The sequence below is a fragment of the Cellvibrio sp. ATLC23 genome (assembly GCF_057196725.1).
On record NZ_JBXUOS010000004.1, the window covers coordinates 339,158 to 361,593 of the forward strand.

The 22,436-nt window shown below is 47.0% G+C and carries 17 protein-coding genes; 4 read left to right on the plus strand and 13 right to left on the minus strand.

Going from position 1 to position 22,436, the window contains the following annotated elements; translation table 11 throughout:
* Positions 1-16 precede the first annotated feature (16 nt).
* The 7 genes from AC2CG4_RS09190 to AC2CG4_RS09220 are packed head-to-tail and all read right to left on the minus strand — an operon-like array spanning position 17 to position 7,562.
* Positions 17-781 (minus strand): class I SAM-dependent methyltransferase, encoded by a 765-nt coding sequence (locus tag AC2CG4_RS09190; protein ID WP_484485971.1) that lies wholly within the window; start codon positions 779-781, stop codon positions 17-19.
* The gene (locus AC2CG4_RS09195) at positions 778-2,967 is read right to left on the minus strand and encodes a glycosyltransferase (protein ID WP_484485972.1); all 2,190 of its coding nucleotides are present in this window, start codon (positions 2,965-2,967) and stop codon (positions 778-780) included. The genes AC2CG4_RS09190 and AC2CG4_RS09195 overlap by 4 nt, the downstream gene beginning before the upstream one ends.
* Complete coding sequence (locus tag AC2CG4_RS09200) at positions 2,958-4,448, minus strand: radical SAM/SPASM domain-containing protein (protein WP_484485973.1); 1,491 nt, start codon at positions 4,446-4,448, stop codon at positions 2,958-2,960. Before AC2CG4_RS09200 ends, AC2CG4_RS09195 begins: the two co-directional genes overlap by 10 nt.
* Positions 4,436-5,524: a hypothetical protein gene (locus AC2CG4_RS09205; protein ID WP_484485974.1), complete on the minus strand. Its 1,089-nt coding sequence runs from the start codon at positions 5,522-5,524 to the stop codon at positions 4,436-4,438. Before AC2CG4_RS09205 ends, AC2CG4_RS09200 begins: the two co-directional genes overlap by 13 nt.
* On the minus strand, positions 5,525-6,235 hold the full coding sequence (locus AC2CG4_RS09210) for a hypothetical protein (RefSeq protein WP_484485975.1): 711 nt from the start codon (positions 6,233-6,235) through the stop codon (positions 5,525-5,527).
* A gap of 45 nt (positions 6,236-6,280) precedes the next feature.
* On the minus strand, positions 6,281-6,700 hold the full coding sequence (locus AC2CG4_RS09215; RefSeq protein ID WP_484485976.1) for an HIT family protein: 420 nt from the start codon (positions 6,698-6,700) through the stop codon (positions 6,281-6,283).
* Positions 6,701-6,719: 19 nt separating this feature from the next.
* Complete coding sequence (locus tag AC2CG4_RS09220; protein ID WP_484485977.1) at positions 6,720-7,562, minus strand: 4-alpha-glucanotransferase; 843 nt, start codon at positions 7,560-7,562, stop codon at positions 6,720-6,722.
* Between the two features lie 617 nt (positions 7,563-8,179).
* On the opposite strand from AC2CG4_RS09220, the gene AC2CG4_RS09225 reads away from it, so the two are divergent.
* Positions 8,180-10,015 carry a DEAD/DEAH box helicase gene (locus AC2CG4_RS09225; protein ID WP_484485978.1) on the plus strand — a complete coding sequence of 612 codons (1,836 nt, stop codon included), beginning with the start codon at positions 8,180-8,182 and terminating at the stop codon, positions 10,013-10,015.
* A 112-nt stretch (positions 10,016-10,127) separates the two neighbouring features.
* Here AC2CG4_RS09225 and AC2CG4_RS09230 read toward each other — a convergent pair whose 3' ends face one another.
* Together AC2CG4_RS09230 and AC2CG4_RS09235 are read right to left on the minus strand one after the other, a co-directional pair.
* Complete coding sequence (locus tag AC2CG4_RS09230; RefSeq protein WP_484485979.1) at positions 10,128-10,808, minus strand: hypothetical protein; 681 nt, start codon at positions 10,806-10,808, stop codon at positions 10,128-10,130.
* Between the two features lie 170 nt (positions 10,809-10,978).
* On the minus strand, positions 10,979-11,902 hold the full coding sequence (locus AC2CG4_RS09235) for a LytTR family DNA-binding domain-containing protein (protein WP_484485980.1): 924 nt from the start codon (positions 11,900-11,902) through the stop codon (positions 10,979-10,981).
* 272 nt (positions 11,903-12,174) lie between these two features.
* On the opposite strand from AC2CG4_RS09235, the gene AC2CG4_RS09240 reads away from it, so the two are divergent.
* Entirely contained in the window at positions 12,175-14,592 is a 2,418-nt protein-coding gene (locus AC2CG4_RS09240; RefSeq protein ID WP_484485981.1) for a TonB-dependent receptor, read from the plus strand.
* Between the two features lie 99 nt (positions 14,593-14,691).
* On the opposite strand, the gene AC2CG4_RS09245 is transcribed toward AC2CG4_RS09240, so the two are convergent.
* Both AC2CG4_RS09245 and rapA read right to left on the minus strand, forming a co-directional pair.
* Entirely contained in the window at positions 14,692-14,973 is a 282-nt protein-coding gene (locus AC2CG4_RS09245; RefSeq protein ID WP_484485982.1) for a hypothetical protein, read from the minus strand.
* A 102-nt stretch (positions 14,974-15,075) separates the two neighbouring features.
* Positions 15,076-18,036 carry an RNA polymerase-associated protein RapA gene (gene rapA, locus AC2CG4_RS09250; protein ID WP_484485983.1) on the minus strand — a complete coding sequence of 987 codons (2,961 nt, stop codon included), beginning with the start codon at positions 18,034-18,036 and terminating at the stop codon, positions 15,076-15,078.
* 146 nt (positions 18,037-18,182) lie between these two features.
* Between rapA and AC2CG4_RS09255 the strand changes: the two genes are divergently transcribed.
* A complete protein-coding gene (locus AC2CG4_RS09255; protein WP_484485984.1) occupies positions 18,183-19,112 on the plus strand; it encodes a D-hexose-6-phosphate mutarotase in 930 nt (309 codons plus the stop codon).
* Between the two features lie 114 nt (positions 19,113-19,226).
* Here the strand turns inward: AC2CG4_RS09255 and AC2CG4_RS09260 are convergent, their stop codons facing one another.
* A complete protein-coding gene (locus AC2CG4_RS09260; RefSeq protein WP_484485985.1) occupies positions 19,227-20,210 on the minus strand; it encodes a malate dehydrogenase in 984 nt (327 codons plus the stop codon).
* 290 nt (positions 20,211-20,500) lie between these two features.
* Between AC2CG4_RS09260 and AC2CG4_RS09265 the strand changes: the two genes are divergently transcribed.
* Positions 20,501-20,926 (plus strand): YkgJ family cysteine cluster protein, encoded by a 426-nt coding sequence (locus AC2CG4_RS09265; RefSeq protein ID WP_484485986.1) that lies wholly within the window; start codon positions 20,501-20,503, stop codon positions 20,924-20,926.
* Here the strand turns inward: AC2CG4_RS09265 and AC2CG4_RS09270 are convergent.
* Positions 20,923-22,389: a dihydrolipoyl dehydrogenase gene (locus AC2CG4_RS09270; protein ID WP_484485987.1), complete on the minus strand. Its 1,467-nt coding sequence runs from the start codon at positions 22,387-22,389 to the stop codon at positions 20,923-20,925. The two genes, AC2CG4_RS09265 and AC2CG4_RS09270, sit on opposite strands and share 4 nt — an antisense overlap.
* Between the last annotated feature and the right edge of the window lie 47 nt (positions 22,390-22,436).

A 22,436-nucleotide genomic window follows, 5' to 3' on the forward strand; every position in this document is an offset into this window, starting at 1 on the left:
GAATCCGCAATTTGTATCACGACACGCAAGCTTCTACTGAAAAAAATTGTGCATCGTCCTCGCCACTGCTGGAACCGTAATCCCACCACTCATTGCAAATGCTAAACCCGCTATGCACAAGCATCTGCATTATCTCTTCGGGGCGATAAGGGCAAATAATGCTTTCAGTGTTAATCGTGCGCTCCAGAACACCCGTCGCAGAGTATTGCTCATAGCACCGGTTGATGAGATTTACAGATCCTTGCGGAATAATTTGCTTGGAGCGCTTAAGCTTTCCTCCCGAGGGCAATTGCCTTACATAGTCTGTCGTCCAGTCAGTTGGCAAGTTTGGAATTGATTTGGGGACAAAAACATCCAATAGTATGCGCCCATTTATCGCCAGGATTGATTTTACCGATCGGATAAACAAGATGACATCGTCAGGTTGAGTCAAATAATTAATACCGGAAAAGCCAAAGAAAACGTAATCAAACTCTTGTTTGAATGCCAAACATCGCGCGTCCATTAATGCAAGTTGTATGTTGTGATAATCCGATTCAACTATTTTCTGCTGAAACCCTGTTAGCATTGGCAAGGACAAATCCACTCCAACAAACTCTTTACACACCTTGCTAACCGGTATTGCAATTCGGCCATTGCCGCAGCCAACCTCCAATACCGAACTTTTACCTACAACCCTATCAACATAAAACCCCATATCATTGAAGCGCATATTAAGCGCCATGTCATGATCATAAATAGACGCAATTCGATCATAGTTTTTACAGGCGGATGATTTCATAACTGAATACCTGTTGCTGGAGGACTTGTTAATTGTTGATAAACCGTATATTGCTGCTGAGCCCTTGACTCCCAGTAAAAGGGTATCAATCTATCAGATGTTAAACGCTCCTCCGCAATGCGCAAACTATCGTCATTCAGATAACGTTGAATTAATACAACAAACTCCTCCCAGTTTTCTGCAATTTTTAAATTTTTAAATGCGTAGGCCTCCAGCCCCCGTGCCGCATCCCGTGTTGAAATACAAATACGACCAGCGGCCAAAGCCTCAATGGTTTTCAAACAGGAACCACGCACACCCTGCAACGGATTAATCACTAATGTAGCAGAATTCAAATAATCGTTTACCCGATGAGTCACATCCACAAATTCAATTCCATGCTGTTGGAAAACAGGATTGGTTTCAACAAAGGAAATTGAATTATCCAGCCCTGCCAGTATTTGCAATCGAATTTCGGGATATTTAGCCCGCAACGGCTGCCATAAATTACGGATAAAAAACTCCATCGCATCACGATTAGGCTGATAACGAAAGGGGCCAACAAAAACCAATCTCATACCCGATGAGATTGAAACCGGATAAAATTTTTCCGGATCAACACCATTCTCAACGCAATGATTAGTTGTTGGCAGCAGGCGCGAGTCTTCCTCACTCACCGTAAAGATCGCGTCATATCTGGAAAGCGCTTTTAATAAGCGTAAGTCCGCTTGCTCTGCATCCTCACCGAGCCCTATATACACGTCGTGCAATGTAATAGCCCAGCGAGTATTTTTTTGCCGAATATCGATTAGCTCACATAACTCTTCGTGTTCGATTTGAATAATCTGTGGGGATACCCGATCTACCGCACCAACAATTAGCTGTCGCAATTGCTCACGCGCATGAGTTTCCATTCGAGCACTGCGCAAGCGAGTTGTTTCCTGCCTAGGAGTTTTGAGCAGGCTAACCCGTGCAAAAGTCAAAGAATCTTGCCATGAAATCCCATCGTACTCATTGCCTTCATCCGAAATTAACCAAATATTAAAATAGCAAGACAGTTTTTGATAAAGATTATGTTGCCGAATCGCAGCGCCGTGCGCTCTTGGATATAGCGCAAATGGAATAACTAACAACATCCACGGCAGATCTGATTTAACCATTGGGATTTGCGAGGACTTTTTTTCCACAGTAATTTCTTCTGCACTTACATTTACCTTTACGCTGATTGAACCAATTTTTACGCAAGCAAAAAACAGCTCCGTCAGGACTGTTACATTTACGCAACCCGAGTCACGCAGCTTTCTCCCCAGCCAAAATGGGTGCACTCCCCGCAAACCAAATCTGAGATAAAAAATCCATTTATTTCGCTCAAAAATACGATTCACTTGTTCCGATGTATAAAAACGGCTAACCGTAGCACGATGCAAATGCCAGACCTTAGCTGAGGGCACAAATAGATTGCGATAGTGTTCCTGCAAGGCCCTGCTCCCCCAATCAACATCTTCCCAATAAAAGGGATCATAGCTGTGAGCCAATTTAATATAACGTTTGAGCAAATGAACTCTGAATAGCGATGCTCCACCACCCGAGTACAAATGATCGACTACCTCGGCGGAATCCACATTCCTGTCAAATAAATGAACATCGTCGTATTCAACTCGAATACCGGTTAAGCCCGTCTCTTCTCTTCGGCGAGTTGGATCTTCAAAGAAAATTTGACTGGCAATGGAAAAAACATCATCCGCGCGATATGACATGAGTTCCTGCAAACAATCAGGATCGAGACGCATGTCATTATTTAAAAGAAACACCCAATCGAACTCTGCCTGCTGCAAGCCCAACTGCACCGCACTGGAAAAACCTAAGGGTCTGTCAACAAAAAGCCACTTAATTGCCGGAAATTGTTCTTTTAGCTGTTGATAGCTTTCTGCCAAAGCACCATTGACGACAACAATTATCTGACTAGGATCTTGAATTTTTTTAAGCGATTTAGCCAAGGACTCCAAACAGGTTTTTAAAATAGCCGGATTGTCCCGCTCAGGGATAATCACTGAAATACCAGGTTTGGAATCAGGGGTTAAAAATCGTTGTTTTCGTCGGATTGCATTTAGATAAGTACCAACCCGGGATGCAACTCGACATAACCAATAGAAAAAAAGTCCTATCGAATAACTAAAGCAGTAAGAAATACGTTTTTTTATAGACATTTTATTTCCGACAATAAAAACCCGAGTTGTCGCCCATCAGCACCAATATTTAGCTGTTGTGGACAGAACACATGAGCAATGCTGAAATCGATTGTAATTAGTTGTTCTACACCCCGAGGCAATGGAATATGCACATTAAACGGAAGCGATTTATCGCCCAAGTTTTCTATTCTGTGCTCTGCACCCGCCATGTTTATTGTCAGCGAATTTCCGCCAGGTTCTGCTGTTGAAGGCAATACTCCGTTGATCTTCACACCTGTGGCATTAACCGATTTTGCTAACACCAATCTGGACTCCCTCGCTGAAGACCACACATGGAGAATCTCTGCCAAGTGCCACCCTGCCAGCAGCTGTTGCTGACATTCAGACGGCAGAAAATAGGATTTTACATTCACCGCAGAATCGGAAAGGTAAGCCAGTTTATAAATACAGTGGCGGCATTTTTCATCCATCCCGTCCACATAACTACGACGAAAATGTTGATAGGTTTCACCCTGCCAAATACTGTACAAGTCCGACTGATTCAAATTACCCATAGGAATTTGGTCCCGCACCTCGCAGCTGACCAGATCTCCGTTTGCCAAAATATGCACTGTATCCCAAGGGTTTTGTTCGCAGGAATATATTTTAGCCCCGCTTGGAAGCACTGGCGGAAAGGCCACTGGATGAGCCCCCAAACAAGCAGATTGCTCAAGCTCCTTATTAGAACTATTCAGCGCAACATGTGGATAGGCAAGCGCTAAATTGGCAACAACGTCCGTCAACTGGGCACGAAAGTTATTGGTTAGGCGCCCGGCAATTAATTCTTGCGTGAAGGTTTCTACAATTTCATCCCGCCTGATGACGGGATGAATATCAATTTGCTCTACACCTGAAGAGTGGGCCAGATCAACCACCAAAGGAAGCTCCGCGATATTTCGCTCCATAGCGACAAATGCAAAGTCAATAACAGGAAGATGAGAGTTGAAATTTCGTTTCAATGTTTGCAAAAGCGCCAAACTTTCACGCAAACTTGCAACACTCGAATGCCCATAGATCTGCTCATACAAAGGTTCACTCAATGCGTGAATAGAGATGGTTAAACGGTCGAGTTTTTCGCGCACAAGCGACTCGATAATCTTGGGCTTGGCGGAGCTAAGTACAGTGACCAATTCGACGCGTGCTCCAGTAGACTTGGCAAGCGAAATTGCTTCACCCAAATGAGGGTAGTGAATTGATTCACCTGAATAATTCAAGCGGATAACTCTGGGGTTGCGCATTTGGGCAATTAACTTCTGATAGAGCTCAAAATCCATGTGCTCACCTTTTCCTCTTATGGCGGCACGAGAGCAGAACACGCAGTCGAAGGGACATTTCGATGTCAGTTCAATCCAAAACTCTTCAGGCAATGGACGGGTTTTTAGAGCGGATATCTCCGCTATGGGTATTGTGGCTGACGAAAACGCTGCAAAACGATTCATCCACTTCCCTAAAATAGACATAATGCATCCTTGATTGTTAGTGGCCTTCCGGTAATGCAGATGTCACGATAATAATCGAGTGCTTGGCGAGCAAACATTGCAGTCCAGGTATTTTTATAAGTCGCACTGGAAGGGCCTAGGGTAAATTGAAAGCTGCCGTCCTCGTTTAATACTGAAACCAGCAGGCAATAGAGTTTGTTAGCCCGTGCAAAATTAAAGAAAGGTTCAAAACAACTTAACCGCAATAGTTGCGCGATCACGTCAGCACGGCGATAGTCAATGTCACTTTGCGCATTTGCATCCGTCATGAGAGCAAAGGATTGTAGCCAATTGTCTGCCTCCCCCCAATCGATACAGTTCTCCCCCAACAACATAGCGCCTTCCATCGCATAGGCAATACTATGAGGGTTATGTGTAGCAAAATCTCCTTTATTAAAACGTAATATTAACTTCGGCTTTACCCGTGCTATTTTTTCTTGCAGGCCAGCATTATTCCAGACAATGGCTGCTCGCTGCAGAGCAGCAAGCACCTTTAACTGGTAGACACCAAAACGGGTAGACCACCGATCCGGCGCGGCAGTTGGGCGCCCAGCAAACCAACGCACCGGGCTTAATTGGCCGGACTCCCAAAAAGTATCAATATGGGGAAACAATACCTGATGCGACCAGATACCCGAATCAACATACTGGGAGATATCGGTAATGCCGCGCGCCAGCATTGCAATATCAAAGATAAACAATCCCTGATTGCGCCAGTCTTCCTGCGCATTTGCGCTAGGGTTTAAATATAAGCGCGTAGCGGGAGGAGTGGATTCGCTCCAAATTAATTTCTGATACTCCAGAATATTTTTCGCTTTTTCTAGCAGTTGTTCGGTAACACCATCTGTATTGAAACGATAAGACAGGTAAGAAAGATAGTAGCCCGAGATCTCTGGATAGCTATACAAAGCCAAACCGGCGCTATCGATACACCCTGCAATAGCACCATCTAAAAATACAGCGGGACTTGTCAACCAACCATCAATCAAGCCGATTTGATAATTTAATTGCTCCAGCTTCTCCGGAGCGGCGTCATGCAACTGCACATTACAATCCATTTATTTTTGCCCTAAATACCAATCATCCCGATAGGTTTTTACCATATCGGGATACAACACCGTCATCACGGTAGCGATAAGGCCGTTCACAAAACCTTCTGGAAAAGTCATCAACACAAAAATAATAAAATGCTCTTGGGTAGTGGCGAGTTGAACTTCACTGCCGGTGATAGCAAATAACAGCATGGCGACTAGGCCGAGCCAGATACAGCTCAGCATCGCGCCAAAAAATCCAACGCCCCAAAAGTAGGTGAAGGGATTTTTAAATTTCCAGCGATCCACCAGCCAGAGCACACACCAAGCCCAACTTACCGGTACAACAACGCTCAAACAAAAATCCACCGGAAAGGTGCTTAAATCAAATTGTGCGACGGCAACATCCCAATCCAAACGAAGCGCATGCAGTGGCACTTGGTAAATTTCCAATGCAATTAATGCAGCGGCACCAATTAAAACCGCCAGACTCCAACCAAAAATCATAGTGGTGACTGTCATCAATAATGGGTGGATGGCCAAGGTATCGCGCACGGAAACTTGCAGCAGCCACAATAAAGCCAATGCAAGAATCGTTGCAAACAATGCGTGCTGCCGGGGCTGACTAACCAGTAGTTGTCGCCACGGCGCGTGGCGAATTGCTAAACCCAAAATTGGAATTGCAATACCAAGGCTTAACCAAAACAATAATTGGTCAGGAGGGAGGAGCAAATTCATAACGTCAGCTCGAGTGCGCCCGCAACAACCGAACGCAACTCTGTTTTACACCAAAGCCTCGGCAAAGCCCTGCCCTTGTAATACACCGCGAATTTTTTCTGCGGTTTGTTTTAATTCTTCGCCATCGGCATTTTTGGCAAAATCAAAACTTAAATCGTTCATTGAATCCATCGGCACCAAGTGAATATGGGTGTGCGGCACTTCGAGGCCGGCGATCATCAAGCCCACACGGGTAGCGGGATAAGCAATTTTTATTGCATTGGCGATTTTGTGGCTGACTTGCATGAGATGCGCAGCGAGTTCCAGCGGCAAATCGCTCCACTGATCAATTTCTTCGCGCGGAACCACTAATACATGACCTTGGCGAATTGGCTGGATAGTCAGAAATGCAACTGCTTTATCATCCTTCCACACAAAGTTGCCGGGAATTTTGCCTTCCATAATCATTGTGAAAACACTTGCCATAACTACCTCCTAAAGAATGTTAATAAACAGCAATACCGCGCCGCAGCAATTCGCGGGCGAGCATTTCATCGACTTGATAAATCGTTTCATCGCGAAACTCTATGTACGCGACCTTATGTTTTTTGTATGCCTGATTTTTTTCGAGCTCACCGCTGATCACTGCCGCGCGATTATGCTCTACAGCGAGCTCATCCGCCCAGCACTCGATGCATAGCTCTACTTCGGGCAGATAAAAATCGGCAGTCGCCGAATCCAGATCCCACAACAATTCATAGTCCCGCGCATGAATCAGCCGGGTGAGATAAAGCCAATTATCGATTCGGCGCTGCATGGCGTTATTGACACTGTGTCCGTCTAGTGTCAGCTGACCAAGCAATCCTTCATCGCCCTTTATTTGCAAGAGTGATGAAATCAGCTCTGGCTCATCCAATATAGTTTCCGGCCAAGTCACAAACGGAATACCCGACTCCGCTTCTTGCTGCTGCCCGCCTATCGCCTTACCTTTGGGCGACAACAACCAGCCGCGAATATGTTTTTTAATCAGCCCTTTTTCTGCCAGCAGTAAATTCACCAGGCGCGCGGGTATATCCCACTTGTGCGCCAGATTGGTGGCACTGAGCGGGGCTTCTGGCAACAGCTTTAATAAAGGGTGCTGTTGAATAGACTCAGGCCAGGCGATGTATTCACCGTATTTGGGGTGATTAACGTAAATGCCGCCTTCAAATTTACCCTTCTCGGTAAGCTGCCAATGGTTATCGACCTTTACGATCCAGCCGCCCGTGGTAAGCAGGATAAATAATTCTTTGCTTTCTTTATTAATCAACCGCGCCAGTGCAGTTGTGGAGATGTGTCGTTCAGCCATACCAGAATCCTTATTAAGGCTGTGAGTGTAAACCCAGCCATGCGCGTCGAATAGTCTCTCGATCACTGCCATCGCTACTGTCGGCACTGTCGCACTATCGGCGTTTATGCAAATCTGTGACCAAGATTGACTCGCTTTAGCACTTATTTGCGATGCATTTCAAATTTCACTGGCCTTAAAAGCTACAAGTGTCTATACTCCGCGCACTTTCAGTGACCCCTCTCTTGATCGTGAATGTCTAGCCTTGGGGTGATGCTGATATGCAATCGGTCATGCGAATATTCTATTCGCGGATTGCAACAGAATCTGCCTGGCAGATTGACACGGGACTTCGTTGATTTAATCGCCCTTTACGACTGCATTTGTGCCCTGACTCATCGAGTTATTTTCACACGCAGCCGAATCTTGTATGTAGCTCATACGCGTTGCGATCCAATCATCGCCCCCACTTTATTGTGTTTGCCCATTCACTGTTGCCTTTTTTATTGGGCGATACTTTTGCAAACACCCATTAAAAAACCAATAAGAATCTAACCGTAGAAACAACAGATGCGGCATTTTGCTGCGGTCTTGTTATTTTTTGCGCGAGATTTTTATGTTTAAACACAGGTTAATACATGTCTGACCCTATTATGTTTTCCGATTTAGCCCTTTCTGAACCCGTTATGCGCGCCATCCAAAAAGTTGGCTACGAGCAACCATCCCCCATTCAAGCAGCGGCGATTCCCGTGTTGCTTGCCGGTGGCGATATTCTCGGCATGGCGCAGACCGGCACCGGTAAAACGGCGGCATTTGCACTGCCTTTGTTGTCGCGTATCGACACCAAACAAGCAGAGCCACAAATTTTGGTTTTAGCACCCACGCGTGAACTCGCTATTCAGGTTGCTGAAGCTTTCCAAAAATACGCCAGTGAAATTCCTGGCTTCCATGTGCTGCCGATTTACGGCGGCCAGGACATGACCAGCCAGTTGCGTTCTTTAAAACGCGGCGCGCACGTTGTTGTTGGTACACCGGGTCGTGTGATGGATCACCTGCGTCGCGGCAGCTTGAATTTGAACAATCTGAAAGCACTGGTGCTCGACGAAGCCGACGAAATGTTACGCATGGGCTTCATTGATGACGTTGAATGGATTCTTGAGCACACTCCCAAGACCCGTCAAACTGCCTTGTTTTCTGCCACCATGCCGAAAGAAATTCGCCATGTGTGCAACAACTATTTGAATAACGCTACCGAAATTAAAATTGCCAGCACTCAATCTACCGATGCGAATATCGAACAGGTTTATTGGATGGTAAGCGGCACCAACAAACTGGATGCGTTAACCCGCATTCTGGAAGTTGAACCCTTCGACGGCATGATTATTTTCGTGCGCACCAAAACTGCAACCGTTGAACTCGCTGAAAAATTAGAAGCGCGCGGTTATTCTGCCTCTGCACTCAATGGCGACATGAACCAACAATTGCGTGAGCGCGCGATTGAACGTTTAAAAACGGGCAAATTGGATATTGTTATTGCCACCGACGTTGCCGCACGCGGTATCGACGTTGAGCGTGTAAGCCACGTAGTGAACTACGATATTCCTTACGATAGCGAAGCTTATGTGCACCGTATCGGCCGTACTGGCCGTGCCGGCCGCAGCGGTAAAGCCATCCTGTTTGTTGCTCCGCGTGAAAAGCGTTTGCTTTACACCATCGAAAAAGCGACCAAAAAACCTATCACCTTGATGGAATTGCCGAGCGGCGCCACCGTTACCAAACACCGTATCGACCAATTTACGCAACAAATTACCGATACCTTGGCAGCGCAATCTGACCTGAGTTTCTTCAATGATTTGCTGGCTGAATACAGCCACAAAAATGATGTATCACCAGAGCAAATTGCCTCTGCCCTCGCCTATCTGTTACAGCGCGAGCGCCCATTGCAAGTGAAATTTACCGATGTAAAACCTGAGCGCGAGCGCAGCAGTCGTGATGATCGTGGCGGTCGTGATCGGGATGACCGCGGTGGCCGTGACGGTGGCCGCGATCGCGGTTCACGTGAAGATCGTCCACGCCGTGAACGCAACGATGAGAACATGGATCGCTACCGCATTGAAGTAGGTCGCAATCACGAAGCGCGCCCTGGCGATATAGTTGGTGCAATCGCCAACGAAGCCGGCATTGAGAGCCGCTTTATTGGTCACATTAAATTACACGATGAGTTTTCTACCGTTGATCTGCCAACCGGCATTTCAAAAGAAGCGCTCGCCAAATTGAAAAAAGTGCGCGTGCGCAATCGCCCATTGGAAATTTCTTTGGATACCGGCCCACGCGGCGGCGATGACTTTAGCCGTAAACCAAAACGCGACTTTGGTCCGAGAGACGGTGCTCCACGTGAGGGTGGCCGTGACAAGCCCCGCTTCGGTGAGCGCGATGGCAAAAAAACCAGCTTTCGCCCAAAGAAAAGCGACTAATTAACATTGTTTAGCCATTAACAATTCGTTTTCTTGTTAAGTAACTGAATAAATCATTCGGTTACTTAAACTCCTTTATCGTCATAACATGCAAATGTTCATGGCGATTTTTTTATTGCTCAAAACGAAACTTTTTCTTTACCTCGCCATTCACTCGCTCCATCATTTTTTCGCTTTCCGATTGCCCGCCACATCCTGCGAAATACCAATTTTTAGGCGCACCAACTTTGGTATCACTAGGAGAACGCATGCACCCTTTATCAGATATCTTCATGACCTCTGCTCCTGCCGGATCGGTATAGGTTTGCAATGCTGATTCTTCAGCTCGCGCAAGCTTGGGTTTATTTGCCTCTGTAGTGAGTTGCGCACGCAAGCCAGGATGAAATACATTTTCTGCGATTGAGGCAGAATCTTGATGAGCTGTTGTCGAGTTGTGATTATCGGTAATCTCAGCCAACTCTTGCGCAGTCAATGGCTCTATCACCACGCGAGTGGCAGGCGGCACCTTAGATGGCTTTTCTTTCGGCGCGACTACTTCTGTAATAACCGGAGCGGTAATTATTTCTTTTATATCGCGTGGAGCAGGCGCAGGCTGAACAACCCCTTCCGCAACAACATCGGGGAGTGCATTCGGTGTTGTTGGCGCGCGCTGCAAACTTATATGAAGTGTTTGCCTTGCTATCTGTTGCTGATGAAACTGTTTTGCACTGAATTCAAACAACAGCAAAGATAAATGCAGCATTAGGGACAAGACGAGTGCAATCCACAGCAACTGGGATGACCGCTTAGACACTGACTCGGCTGATCCCGGACTGGAATCGGAAAGTTGGAGATGGGAAAAATCCATGTCCCTGAAATCAGGCAGAGTAACCAACATACTTGTAGCGCCAGTGATAAAAGTTATCTCTAGACCCACTATCGCATTAAAAGTTCGAGACTTATTCCAGACTGACTATTCCAAACTTACTTAACACCGCGCAAAGGAGTCGGCGCTACAACCAGTGTGTCGCGAACAGACTGACCAAAATAATTTTTTACCTCTTTACGCTTATTCCGGCTGATCGGCACCTTCAAACCATTTGTCATTAAGCAGTAAGCATCTGTACTGGTTATATGAACTTTTACGATATATTTTTTGGCAACCCAATTAGAACGATGAACCTGCATCCCGGAATCAACTAAAGCTTCAGCATAATATTTGAGGCTGCCTAGAAGCAACGTTTTACCTAGCGTGGTGTAGACATTGAGATAGTGTAAATCAGAAGAAATAGCAACAATCTCTCTGCCAAGCACCTCCGGTAGACGCTGATACAAATGCTCCACCCGCTGTTCAAGCTCCCGCTTATCCGCATCAGTTTCATCAAAACTATCGTCCGGGGCCTCTGCTTCCGTAGGGTTTGTCAACACGGGTTTATTCAATAGAAAAGGGAAATTAACCGCGTACCAGCTCATCAGCATTATCGGCATCACATCAAAAAATTCTGCCAGAATCGACTGCCACCATCCCTGAGAAGCAAATTCATCCAAGCTATCTGTAATTGGCTCCACGGGATAAATTAACTCCACCACACAAAAAAGTGGTGCAGCAAAGGCAGCACCTATAATGCCAGTAACACCCAGAGAAACAGCGGTAGGTAGCTGAGCCAAACGCCAAAAACACAAACAATAACTAGCCAGTAAAATGGCTAACAATCCTATTCCAATATGCAGCACCCAAAAACTGAATCGCGCCAACAGGCCTAATCCTGACGACACTTCAGGCTTGACTAACGTAAATAGAATACTGAGTAGCGCGGCAACCAATAACATACTGGTCTTGAGTGGGGCGACGCCCAGCACAGTTCCATTAACTAACACTTTGTAATCTCCCATTTGTTTATCGCTCATTGTGTACTGTCCTTTTGGTTTCGCATGGATATTTGTATCAACGGTAGGATTTTTTCATCAGCAGTTATCGCGTTTCAATATTTCGTAGCACCAATCCCCGCCCCTGATCAGCTGGATTCATCAAAAACGCGGATTTCAATTCGGCCATTCATGAAAAATATTCGCACTCCATACAAGCTCATTAAATTAAATAGGATCGGCTAGGTATAGTCGGGCAGATCGATATCACCGCTCTAACAACAGAGTATTTAAACTCAAGGAGTAACCCCGCTATGTTCCGCCACCTGTTCACCAAACAATTGTATCGCCTCACACAAAGATTTCTTTTACTATTTCTTGCCTGCGCTATATCTGATGTCTACGCCGATACCGGAAAAATCCGTCTAGCAGCCATTGACGCCAACACGCAAAGACCTATCGTCAACGCCACTATCACCCTAGTCGCACGCGATGGAACCACCACCAAAAGCAGCACTAACCAACAGGGACTGGCACAAATTGAGTCCTTAAACCCCGGACTCTACACCCTTGTTATTGCTCATCCAGACTACCAAGGCGCGCGCCTGCCCAGAATAAGAGTTCAAGATGACAAAACTACCCCCATTAATACCAAACTCGGGTCAGCCATTAGTGGAGTTGAAGAGGTAATTGTGCTTGGCAAAGCCGCGAGTGGTAACCCACTGAATCCGGCTGGCACTCGCTTTATTGATCGGGAAGCACTGAACAGCGCGGCCGGTAGCGGTAGCGATGTACTGCGCTCTCTGGACGGCTTACCGGGTTTGTTTGGCGATGGGGAGTTTTCCAGCTTTACCGTACGCGGTAACGGCCCACGCGACAATTTAATCCTTGTAGATGGAATACCCTTCGACAATGTCGTGCACTTTAGCGATAGTTTTGGTGAACAAGAAGAGATTGAAGGCGGCGGTCGTTATTCAGTATTTGCGCCGAACACTATCGCCACTGCCGAATTCCAACCCGGCGGGTGGAACCCTGCATACGGCGGGAAAGCAGGCTCGCTATTAAAACTGGAAGTTGCTGAAGGCAACCCTGAAACATCTTCGTATCGTGCGCGTCTGGATATTGCCGGTGTCGAAATCGGATATGACGGCCCTAGCGTGATTCACGATCAGACTTCTATTTTATTCTCTGCTCGCGATTATGATTTTGGTCGGTTATTCAATACCATTGGTCTGGATGACATAGGGACTCCAAAGTTGACGGATGTAATTTTTAAATCCTCCACGGAATTGGGCGATACGGATCATTTAAACTTCCTTGTCGTCTATGCGCCTGAAGAGTATCAACGCGACATCAACAATGTATTGGCATCAGATGAAGATGAACCCGGTAATTATAGTGATGTTGAATTAATTTCCAATAAAACCGACAACAGCTTATTTGCTGCTACCTGGGCACGTTTAGTCGGTAACGATGGAAAACTAAGCACCCAGCTCTATTTGCGCGAATACGAAGAAACGGGACACCAAGGTGAAGCCTATCCCGATTTAGTTCCACCGGAAACAGCGCCCGAAAACATCCCGTTACGTGAAAAAATTGTTCAATCGCAGAGAAAAGAAAGCGAATTGGGGCTGCAGAATGAATTCCAGATAGGCAACCCATTGGGACGATTTACCACTGGTTTACAAATCACTCAAACTGATCTGACTTTTGATTTACGTTTGCATGATGACTGGATTCGCTACACGTACGACCAAAATGATTATCGCCCAATACCAGAGCAACAATATATCCTCCTCACTCCTGGCAGCATCGACAATCACTTTCAGCAGAAAGAAACAAATTATGCAATGTTTTTAAATCAGGACTTCATGCTGGACGACTGGAGTTTTCGTGCTGGCGCTCGCTATGAACGGGATAATTTCTCTGAAGAAAATTTACTATCGCCACGTTTGGGCGCTACTTGGCCAATCACCAATAATTTGCGAATGACTGCTACTGCTGGGCGCTATTATCAAGCACCGCGTTTTAATGATCGCGCCAGTGATGCAGGTAACATCCATCTTGAAAATGAAGTCATCGATCAAGTGAGTATTGGTTTTTCTTACCGCTTTAATACCAACCTGGAATTATTGGTCGAGCCTTACTATCAGGATATGAACAATCTGGTAATGCAAGAAGACAGCGTCAACAAAACATTGAGCAATCAAGGCAAAGGAAAATCCTTTGGTGTTGATACCGCGCTCACGCGGCAGTTCGACAACGGTTGGTCGGCCAGCATCAACTATTCATACAACGACGCACGTATACAGGCCAACCCTGAAAGCATCGAATACAATGCTGATTTTAATCGCCCACATATTTTTAGTATCGGTGGTGTCTGGGAAGTTAACCAACAATGGAAGTTATCATCGCGCTGGAAATGGGCGTCAGGTAAACCGAAGGACGTATATGTAATTCACAATAATGTGCTGGGCAACGGACAGCCACTGCGCTATTCACGAGAAACTGTTGGGATAAACACCAACAGGTATGGCGACTACAACTCGTTAAACTTTCGCGCTGACTATATCCGCACATTTGGCAGCACTAATGTGATTGCCTTTATTGATGTAATCAATTTACTGGGGTCAGATAACCCCGGACATTCAGAGTTTAATGAACGCAATGGAACAGAGGAAATAGAAAATGGTGAACCCTTACCTATTCTTGGATTGATGTTCGAGTGGTAATCAACCAAAGGAAAAGCCAATAAAGGCAAAAATCCAGCCGCTGCTTACCGTAACTTGTAACACTTACTGTAAGCAGCTTGCTACATTCTATCGATCACTTTACTCATCAAACATCTGAATCATATAACCATCTTTCAACGCCTCTGCCATGGCTTTATCGGCCGCAACCACACGTGGATCACTGGTCAGATTACTTGGCACCAATTTGCGGTTTTCAATTTGGATTTCCACAAAACCCGCGCGCATTAAATAGAGCTTGCACAAATGCTCGGCACCGAATAAATCTTTGAAATTGATGTAAACAATAAAAGGCACCATTTGGCCTTCTTTAATATCGTCGAAGGATTTTTTAGCGCGGCCATTGGCGGAGAAGATGTACATAATGTTTTTCTCATGTTGATTCAGGTAATAACCTGCAATACACAATAGGGATTTATCAGGCGCCCCATACAGAACCAGAGGGCGCCGATCTGTAGCTAAGAATCAAATCGTCATCACCACACGTAGTGCATCTAAACGAATTTGGGCTTGGGACAAAAAGTGTTGGCTTGCGGCTAAACGCTGCTGCAAATAATCAATTTCTTCCTGACGCACATTTGGGTTCACGTCTTTGAGTGCCTTCATACGCGCCAGCTCACCATTTAATTGCTCGCTTACTTTGGCTTGCGCCTCAGCAATTAATTCTTCTTGTTTTGCGGCGGTAATTTCTTCTGCTTTTTGCACCATAGTGGTCAGTGTCGGGCGAGCGTGACGCACCAGATCCTGCGCATTATTGCGTGGTACTTTTTGCAGCAGTTTGCTCAGTTGATTAATGCCGAGTACTGCGGACAAGTCTTTACCTTTATCGTCCAGCAATACGCGCAAGAGCGATTGCGGCATATAGCGGAACAACTGCAATTCTGCCGGTGCTGGGCAATGCAATACAAACAATGCTTCCAGCAATAAATTGCCCGGTTTTAGCGGAGGTAATTTTAAGGTGCAGAATGCGGTATTGCCGAACTCACTTAAGCCAATTAGATCCTGTGCGCCGCGCACTAATGGGTGTTCCCAGGTGACGAACTGCATATCTTCACGCGATAAAGCCTGCTGGCGATCATAGGTGATGGTTAAACCATCTTCCGGCAACCCGGGAAATTGTTCGATGCGCATATGGTCGCTAGGGTGCAGTACCAAACTTTTTTCGCTGTGTTTTTCATAGTCGATACCAAAACTATCAAACACCTGCTCCATATAAATCGGCAGCACGCTGCTCACATCGTTTTCAGCCAAGGCATCAACTAATGCCTCTGCTTGCGCTGGCTTACAGGAGTTTAATTCCAATAAACGGTCGCGCCCCTGTTGCAACTGGGCAACCAATTCAGCGGAAAACTCACGGGTTTGCTCTAACAAATTGATAAAGGTTTCATCGTCGTTATTGATCAGCGCAGGCAACAACGCTTCGGCAAACTTCACATAGGCGGCCTGCCCTATCGCACAGGTTTTCTCAAAGGCATTTAAACCTCGGTGATACCAATCCAACAATTTTTGCTGTGCGGTATCGGCGTAATAAGGCACATGGATATTAACAGTCGCCGTTTGGCCGATACGATCCAACCGGCCAATACGCTGCTCTAACAAATCCGGGTTGGTAGGCAAGTCGAACAACACCAAGTCTTGCGCAAATTGGAAGTTGCGCCCTTCGCTGCCAATTTCAGAACAGATCAATACCTGCGCACCATCTTCCACTTCGGCAAAATAAGCGGCGGCGCGGTCGCGTTCAATCAGATTTAAACCTTCATGGAACACTGCTGTGGTTAAGCCTTTGCGCAGACGTAAGTATTCTTCAAGCGATTGCGCAGAATCCGCATTGGCGCAGATGACCAATACTTTTTTGCGGCGGTGTTGGCGCAGCCATTCGGCGAGCCAAATCACCCGTGGATCTTGCAACCACCAATCGGATTCGGTTTTTTGTTGCCAATACTGCTCAGCACAAATTTGTGTTGCGAGTGGCTGCTCAAGCAATGTAATCAGATCTTCATCATCCAGCTCCAACTCATGAGCTTGCAATTTCCGCTCGGGGAAACCGCTGACCGAATTGCGCGTATTGCGGAACAATACACGGCCAGTACCGTGACGATCCAACAGTGTATGAATCGCATTATCGATTGCATCACCCAAGCCCTGTTGTTCCGCTTGAGTTTGTAATTCCTTGATGGTGTCAGCGGGCAAATAAGCACCCAGCGCTTTAACCAGAGCCGCAGGCATTTTGGCGGCTTCATCGCTATGGACTTTTAGTAACTCTTGCACTAACTCGTTGAGCGGCTGATAAGCTTTTTGTTCAGCGACAAATTTTTCCAAATCGTAATAGCGATCCGGGTCGAGCAAACGCAGACGAGCAAAATGGCTCTCAATACCCAGCTGTTCCGGTGTTGCGGTCAACAGCAACAGACCCTTGGATTTTTTCGCCAAACCTTCAATGCAGGTATAGGCCTTGCTCGGTTTCTTTTCGCTCCACTGCAAATGGTGTGCTTCATCCACCAACAATAAATCCCACTCGGCAGCTACGGCTTGCTCGTAGCGGTAATTATTTTTGGTGAGAAAATCGAGCGAACAAATAATTAATTGTGCTGTTTCAAATGGGTTATTGGTATCGTTTGACGGCTCGACAGTTTCTTTAAAATCATCTTCAAAGTCATCGACGTAATCAACCGACTCTTCAACACTATCCAACCCAACCAAGGCATTGCAGCGCGCTTCATCGAGCAAGGTAAAGGCGAGATTAAAACGGCGCAGCATTTCCACCAGCCACTGATGCTGCAAACTCGCGGGCACCACAATTAAGGCGCGCTGCACGCGGCCACTCATTAATTGTTGATGCAAAATCAAACCGGCTTCGATGGTTTTACCCAAACCTACTTCGTCGGCCAGCAATACACGCGGCGCATGGCGCTGGGAGACTTCGCTGGCGATATACAACTGGTGCGGCAGCAATTGCACACGCGGGCCCGCCAAACCGAACATGGGCGATTGACGGTGCAGGTTTTGATAATGCAGCGTTTGATAACGCAAGGTGAAGTGATTGTGTTTATCGATTTGACCGGCAAACAAGCGGTCGCGCGGGGTGCTGAATTGCACAAAGCTATCCAGCTCAAACTCGGGAATGCCCAACTCTTCGTTGTCTTTGGTCAGGCCGACATACATTAAACAGCCCGCTTGCTCAACAATACTGGTGATCTGAATTTTGGTTCCATCTTGATGGCGAACCTTATCGCCTATCTCATACTTCACCCGGCTTACCGGCGCATTATCCATCGCGTAGGTGCGACGCTCACCTGCGGCGGGGAAACTCAAGGTCAAGCGGCGGTTCGCCACATCCAACACAATTCCCAACCCTAAATCTGCTTCAGACTCACTAATCCAGCGCTGACCAATAACAAAACCACCTGCTAATTGCGACTTACTCACTCAAATACCTGCTTGCCCATTTATCGGAATTGTCTAAAAGGCGCGCATGATACTGTTTTAGAGCCCACAAAACCAAAAAATTTGGCTGTTAGCTTGCCAGCTTTTCTATAGAATCGAGTCCATTAATCACATAAATGGATGCCACCATGCATATCAATACCCTCGATGCACAAAGCACACTTCACCTTGAGCAGCTGGTAGCCAAGTCCAGTTTTCTGCGCCTTACCAACAGTAGAGAGCAGTATCCCTCAGCTCCCGGCACCGGTTTACCGCTTTTAATTGTAGAAACTGATTTGTGTAGCGCAGTCATCTCACTGCAGGGTGCGCATCTCTTGGAATTCAAAACCACCAGTGGTGATCCACTGCTGTGGCTCAGCCCAAATTGTGACTTCTCAGCCGGCACAGCCTTGCGCGGTGGCGTACCACTCTGCCTGCCTTGGTTTGGTGTTAATCAATCCGATGCAAGCAAACCCAAACACGGTTTTGCACGCAATAATTTCTGGGAGTTGGGCGAAGCTCGGCAGCTCACCGATGGTTCTGTTGCACTGGAATTTGTATTTGTCAGCGATGCAAATGACCTGTTCCCGTTCGATTTTTCGGCGGAATTGCGCATGGTATTAGGCAATAGCGCGAAGCTAGAGCTGACCATCAACAACACCGACACTGAAGATTTTGATTGCAGCTGGGCGATGCACAATTACCATCGCGTCAGCTCGTTAACCGATGTGCGTGTACTGGGTTTGGCCGAGCGGAAATATCTCGATAACTTTGAAGGTCACGCCGAAAAACATCAAGCAGGCGACTTGAATTTTCCCGGCCCGGTCGACCGCGTCTTCCCTGATATTCAAAATCCCGTCACGATCAAAGGCTCACCATCAATTGAGATCACCCATAGCAATTGCCCAAGTGTTGTCACCTGGAACCCTGGAGCTGAAGCCGCAAGAGGCATTGCCGATATCGGCGACGGTCAGGAGCAGTTTTATATTTGTGTAGAACGCGGTGCGGTACTTAGCGAGCAATGGCATTTGCCAGCAGGCACAAGCAAAAGTGCATGGATGGAATTCAAACAAATCTAAAATTGAAGTCACACTAAACTTCAAACAAATCTCAACCAGACACAAATAAAACACAAACAAAAATGCCGCTGCTTTTTGCAAAGCAGCGGCATTTTTACATCAGGCTATTGCCTATTACGCTGGCAGCAATTCAGCTACTGCATCGCGCTCTTCTTGCAATTCTTTCTCGGTCGCTTGCATACGTGCACGTGAGAATTCATTGATCTCTACACCTTGAACGATTTCCCAATCGCCATTCTTGCACACGCATGGGAAAGAGTAGATCAGGCCTTTTTCGATGCCGTATGAGCCATCGCTGTAAACGCCCATGCTGGTCCAATCGTTTGCTGGAGTGCCCAGTGCCCAATCGCGCATGTGGTTCAATGCAGCGTTAGCAGCAGAAGCTGCAGAAGAAGCACCGCGGGCAGCGATGATTGCAGCACCGCGTTGTTGTACGGTTGGGATGTAATCCGCTTCATACCAAGCTTGATCAACCAAGCTCAATGCTGGCTTGCCATCAACCAGAGTGTTGTGCAGATCGGGGTATTGGGTAGATGAGTGGTTACCCCAGATCAATGCTTTGGTGATGTTATTGATGCTAGTGCCGGTTTTGGTCGCCAACTGTGACAGCGCGCGGTTGTGATCCAAACGAGTCATTGCAGTGAATTGACGTGGGTTGATGTTTGGTGCGTTGCGCTGGGCGATCAGTGCGTTGGTGTTTGCTGGGTTGCCAACAACCAATACTTTGATATCGCGTGAAGCGTAGTCATCAATTGCTTTACCTTGTACAGAGAAAATCGCGGCGTTAGCAGCCAACAAGTCTTTGCGCTCCATACCTGGGCCACGTGGACGAGCACCAACCAACAATGCGTAATCAGTATCTTTGAACGCTACAGCAGGGTCATCGGTAGTCACAATGCCAGCCAACAATGGGAATGCACAATCGTCCAATTCCATCGCCACGCCTTGCAGGGCTTTCAACGCTGGAGTGATTTCCAACAACTGCAGGATAACTGGTTGATCTTTACCCAGCATGTCGCCAGCAGCAATGCGGAACAACAGGGAATAGCTGATTTGGCCAGCTGCGCCAGTGACGGTAACTCTTACGGGTGCTTTCACGATGAGACTCCATTTATTCGGGTGATATTGGAAGAAAACGAAAGTTCGGCATTGTGTGCCAGGGTTTACTGCTCAGACGGGCGAGCATTATAGGCATTTGGGCAGAAAATTCACCCCAAGAATGACACTAAATGAGAGAGGTTCGCAGAATTGACTGCTTATTTATGTTGGTGGGCCCCATCCGGATACTTATATTTGCGGCGCCATCTTGAAATTTGCCATGGAAAGCGCAGAATCGCGCAACTCCAAACCAACATCATCAACCACCTTCTTCCTCGTTCTGAGACCCTATGCCATCCGAATCCCCTTGCCTTACGTGCGGCGCCTGCTGCGCGAACTTCCGTGTGTCTTTCTATTGGGGCGAATGCCAAAGCGCAGGCGGAACTATTCCCGATGAACTGACACTGCAAGTCAGCCCCCATCACGCCTGTATGAAAGGGACGGATAAAACTCCCGTACGTTGCGTAGCCTTGGTTGGCACCCCTGGCGAGCACGTTAGCTGCAGCATTTATGAACAGCGCTCCAGCACTTGCCGGGAGTTTGAAATGTGGAATGCGGATGGTAGTGTCAATGAAGCTTGCACTCGCGCCAGAGCGGTATTTGGCTTACCCGCAGTAGATGCGCCAATCCCAATAAACATTATTCCTTTGGCACCTGAAATACTGCTGGTGTCTGAGACCACAACACTGCCGCCAAACATTAATCTACCTAACTAAGCGCCAGGGCCGCAGTCCAAACATCCGCTTGGCATTTGCGGTCCTTTGAGTAGGTTATGATTCAGATCGCGCAATGCAGTGCGCACCCCCTCTTCGAGCACTGGGTGATAAAACGGTAAATCCAATATTTGCGATACCGTCAGGCGAAGCTGTATAACCCACGCCAACTGATGGGCAATATGCTCTGCTGCGGGGCCAAACATTTCAGCGCCTAATAATAAGCCCGTGCCTTTTTCGCCATACACACGCAACAAGCCACGGTTGATATTCATCACCCGCGCCCGGCCTTGATTCTCGAAACTCACTTCACCAATGGCATAACAATCACTGCAATTTTTGCGGATGTCGGCCAGACTTAGCCCAACACTAGCGATTTGCGGATCAGTAAACACAACACTTAACGGTGTTCTGCGCAAACCCGCGCGCACCTCATCCGAATTGTGCAAAGAGCGCCCCGCATTACCACCGGCTATACGCCCTTCATCCGCAGCCTCATGCAACAGCGGAATATCGTTGGATACATCACCCGCTATATAAATTGATGAGGAACCACACTGCCCTGTGTAGCGGTCATGCAACGGAATGCCTTTATCGTCCAATTCCAGATTGGCTTTCTCCAGCGCCAATTCCCCCACATTAGGGCGTCGCCCTGTGGCTGCAAGCACGTAATCAAAATGTTCCTCAATCATTCCCTTTTGGCGATGACGATACTCAACCACCACCGAATCTTTGCTTGCGTAAACCCTATTCACATCCGCTTTCAAATCCAAATAGAACTCACGATTAAATTCAGCATCGGCATATTCACAAATTACAGGATCTTTAATAAAAGCAAGTTGACCACTTCTACCAAATACCGTCACCCGAACACCTAACCGGCTCAGTGCTTGCCCCAATTCAAGGCCGATCACCCCTGGGCCAAATACCGCTACTGATTTAGGCAAGGTTTCCAACTCAAAAATATCATCGCTAATCAACAATCGTTGGCCAGCCTCTTTGAGAGTATCGGGAACAAAAGATGAAGAGCCAGTTGCGATAATAATTCGCTCGGCTTGCACGCGAGAGCTAACACCCTCTGTTGTAGTTACTTCTAATTCGTTGCGCGAAATAAATTTTGCGCATCCGTGAAGTTTATGTTCGACGGGAAATTCGTTAACAGAGTCGATAACAAAACTAACGAAGCGATCGCGTTCATCGCGAACTCGTTTTAACACTGCAGCGCCATCAATCGCCGGTGGCTGATAATCCACACCAAACACGCCATTATGCTGAATGCGATGCGCATGCTCGGCAGCGGCGATCAGCAATTTACTGGGCATACAACCTACACGCGCGCACGTAGTCCCGTGGTGACCGCCTTCTATGAGAACGAGATTATCAGTGTATTTTCGCGCTTCACGGTAGGCACTTAAGCCCGCCGTGCCCGCCCCAATTATGGCTATTTCGACTTGACGTGTTTTCATCTAATCCTCGACAGGGAAAAAGCACTGACTATCTTAGTGACATTAAC

Bases quoted from the DNA above. Each gene is read 5' to 3' on its own strand.
- AC2CG4_RS09240 (WP_484485981.1), top strand. From the start codon at position 12,175: ATGTTCCGCCACCTGTTCACCAAACAATTGTATCGCCTCACACAAAGA.
- AC2CG4_RS09190 (WP_484485971.1), bottom strand. From the start codon at position 781: ATGAAATCATCCGCCTGTAAAAACTATGATCGAATTGCGTCTATTTAT.
- AC2CG4_RS09205 (WP_484485974.1), bottom strand. From the start codon at position 5,524: ATGGATTGTAATGTGCAGTTGCATGACGCCGCTCCGGAGAAGCTGGAG.
- AC2CG4_RS09255 (WP_484485984.1), top strand. From the start codon at position 18,183: ATGCATATCAATACCCTCGATGCACAAAGCACACTTCACCTTGAGCAG.
- AC2CG4_RS09265 (WP_484485986.1), top strand. From the start codon at position 20,501: ATGCCATCCGAATCCCCTTGCCTTACGTGCGGCGCCTGCTGCGCGAAC.
- AC2CG4_RS09200 (WP_484485973.1), bottom strand. From the start codon at position 4,448: ATGTCTATTTTAGGGAAGTGGATGAATCGTTTTGCAGCGTTTTCGTCA.
- AC2CG4_RS09220 (WP_484485977.1), bottom strand. From the start codon at position 7,562: ATGGCTGAACGACACATCTCCACAACTGCACTGGCGCGGTTGATTAAT.
- AC2CG4_RS09210 (WP_484485975.1), bottom strand. From the start codon at position 6,235: ATGAATTTGCTCCTCCCTCCTGACCAATTATTGTTTTGGTTAAGCCTT.
- AC2CG4_RS09245 (WP_484485982.1), bottom strand. From the start codon at position 14,973: ATGTACATCTTCTCCGCCAATGGCCGCGCTAAAAAATCCTTCGACGAT.
- AC2CG4_RS09235 (WP_484485980.1), bottom strand. From the start codon at position 11,902: ATGAGCGATAAACAAATGGGAGATTACAAAGTGTTAGTTAATGGAACT.
- AC2CG4_RS09225 (WP_484485978.1), top strand. From the start codon at position 8,180: ATGTCTGACCCTATTATGTTTTCCGATTTAGCCCTTTCTGAACCCGTT.
- AC2CG4_RS09215 (WP_484485976.1), bottom strand. From the start codon at position 6,700: ATGGCAAGTGTTTTCACAATGATTATGGAAGGCAAAATTCCCGGCAAC.
- AC2CG4_RS09270 (WP_484485987.1), bottom strand. From the start codon at position 22,389: ATGAAAACACGTCAAGTCGAAATAGCCATAATTGGGGCGGGCACGGCG.
- AC2CG4_RS09195 (WP_484485972.1), bottom strand. From the start codon at position 2,967: ATGTCTATAAAAAAACGTATTTCTTACTGCTTTAGTTATTCGATAGGA.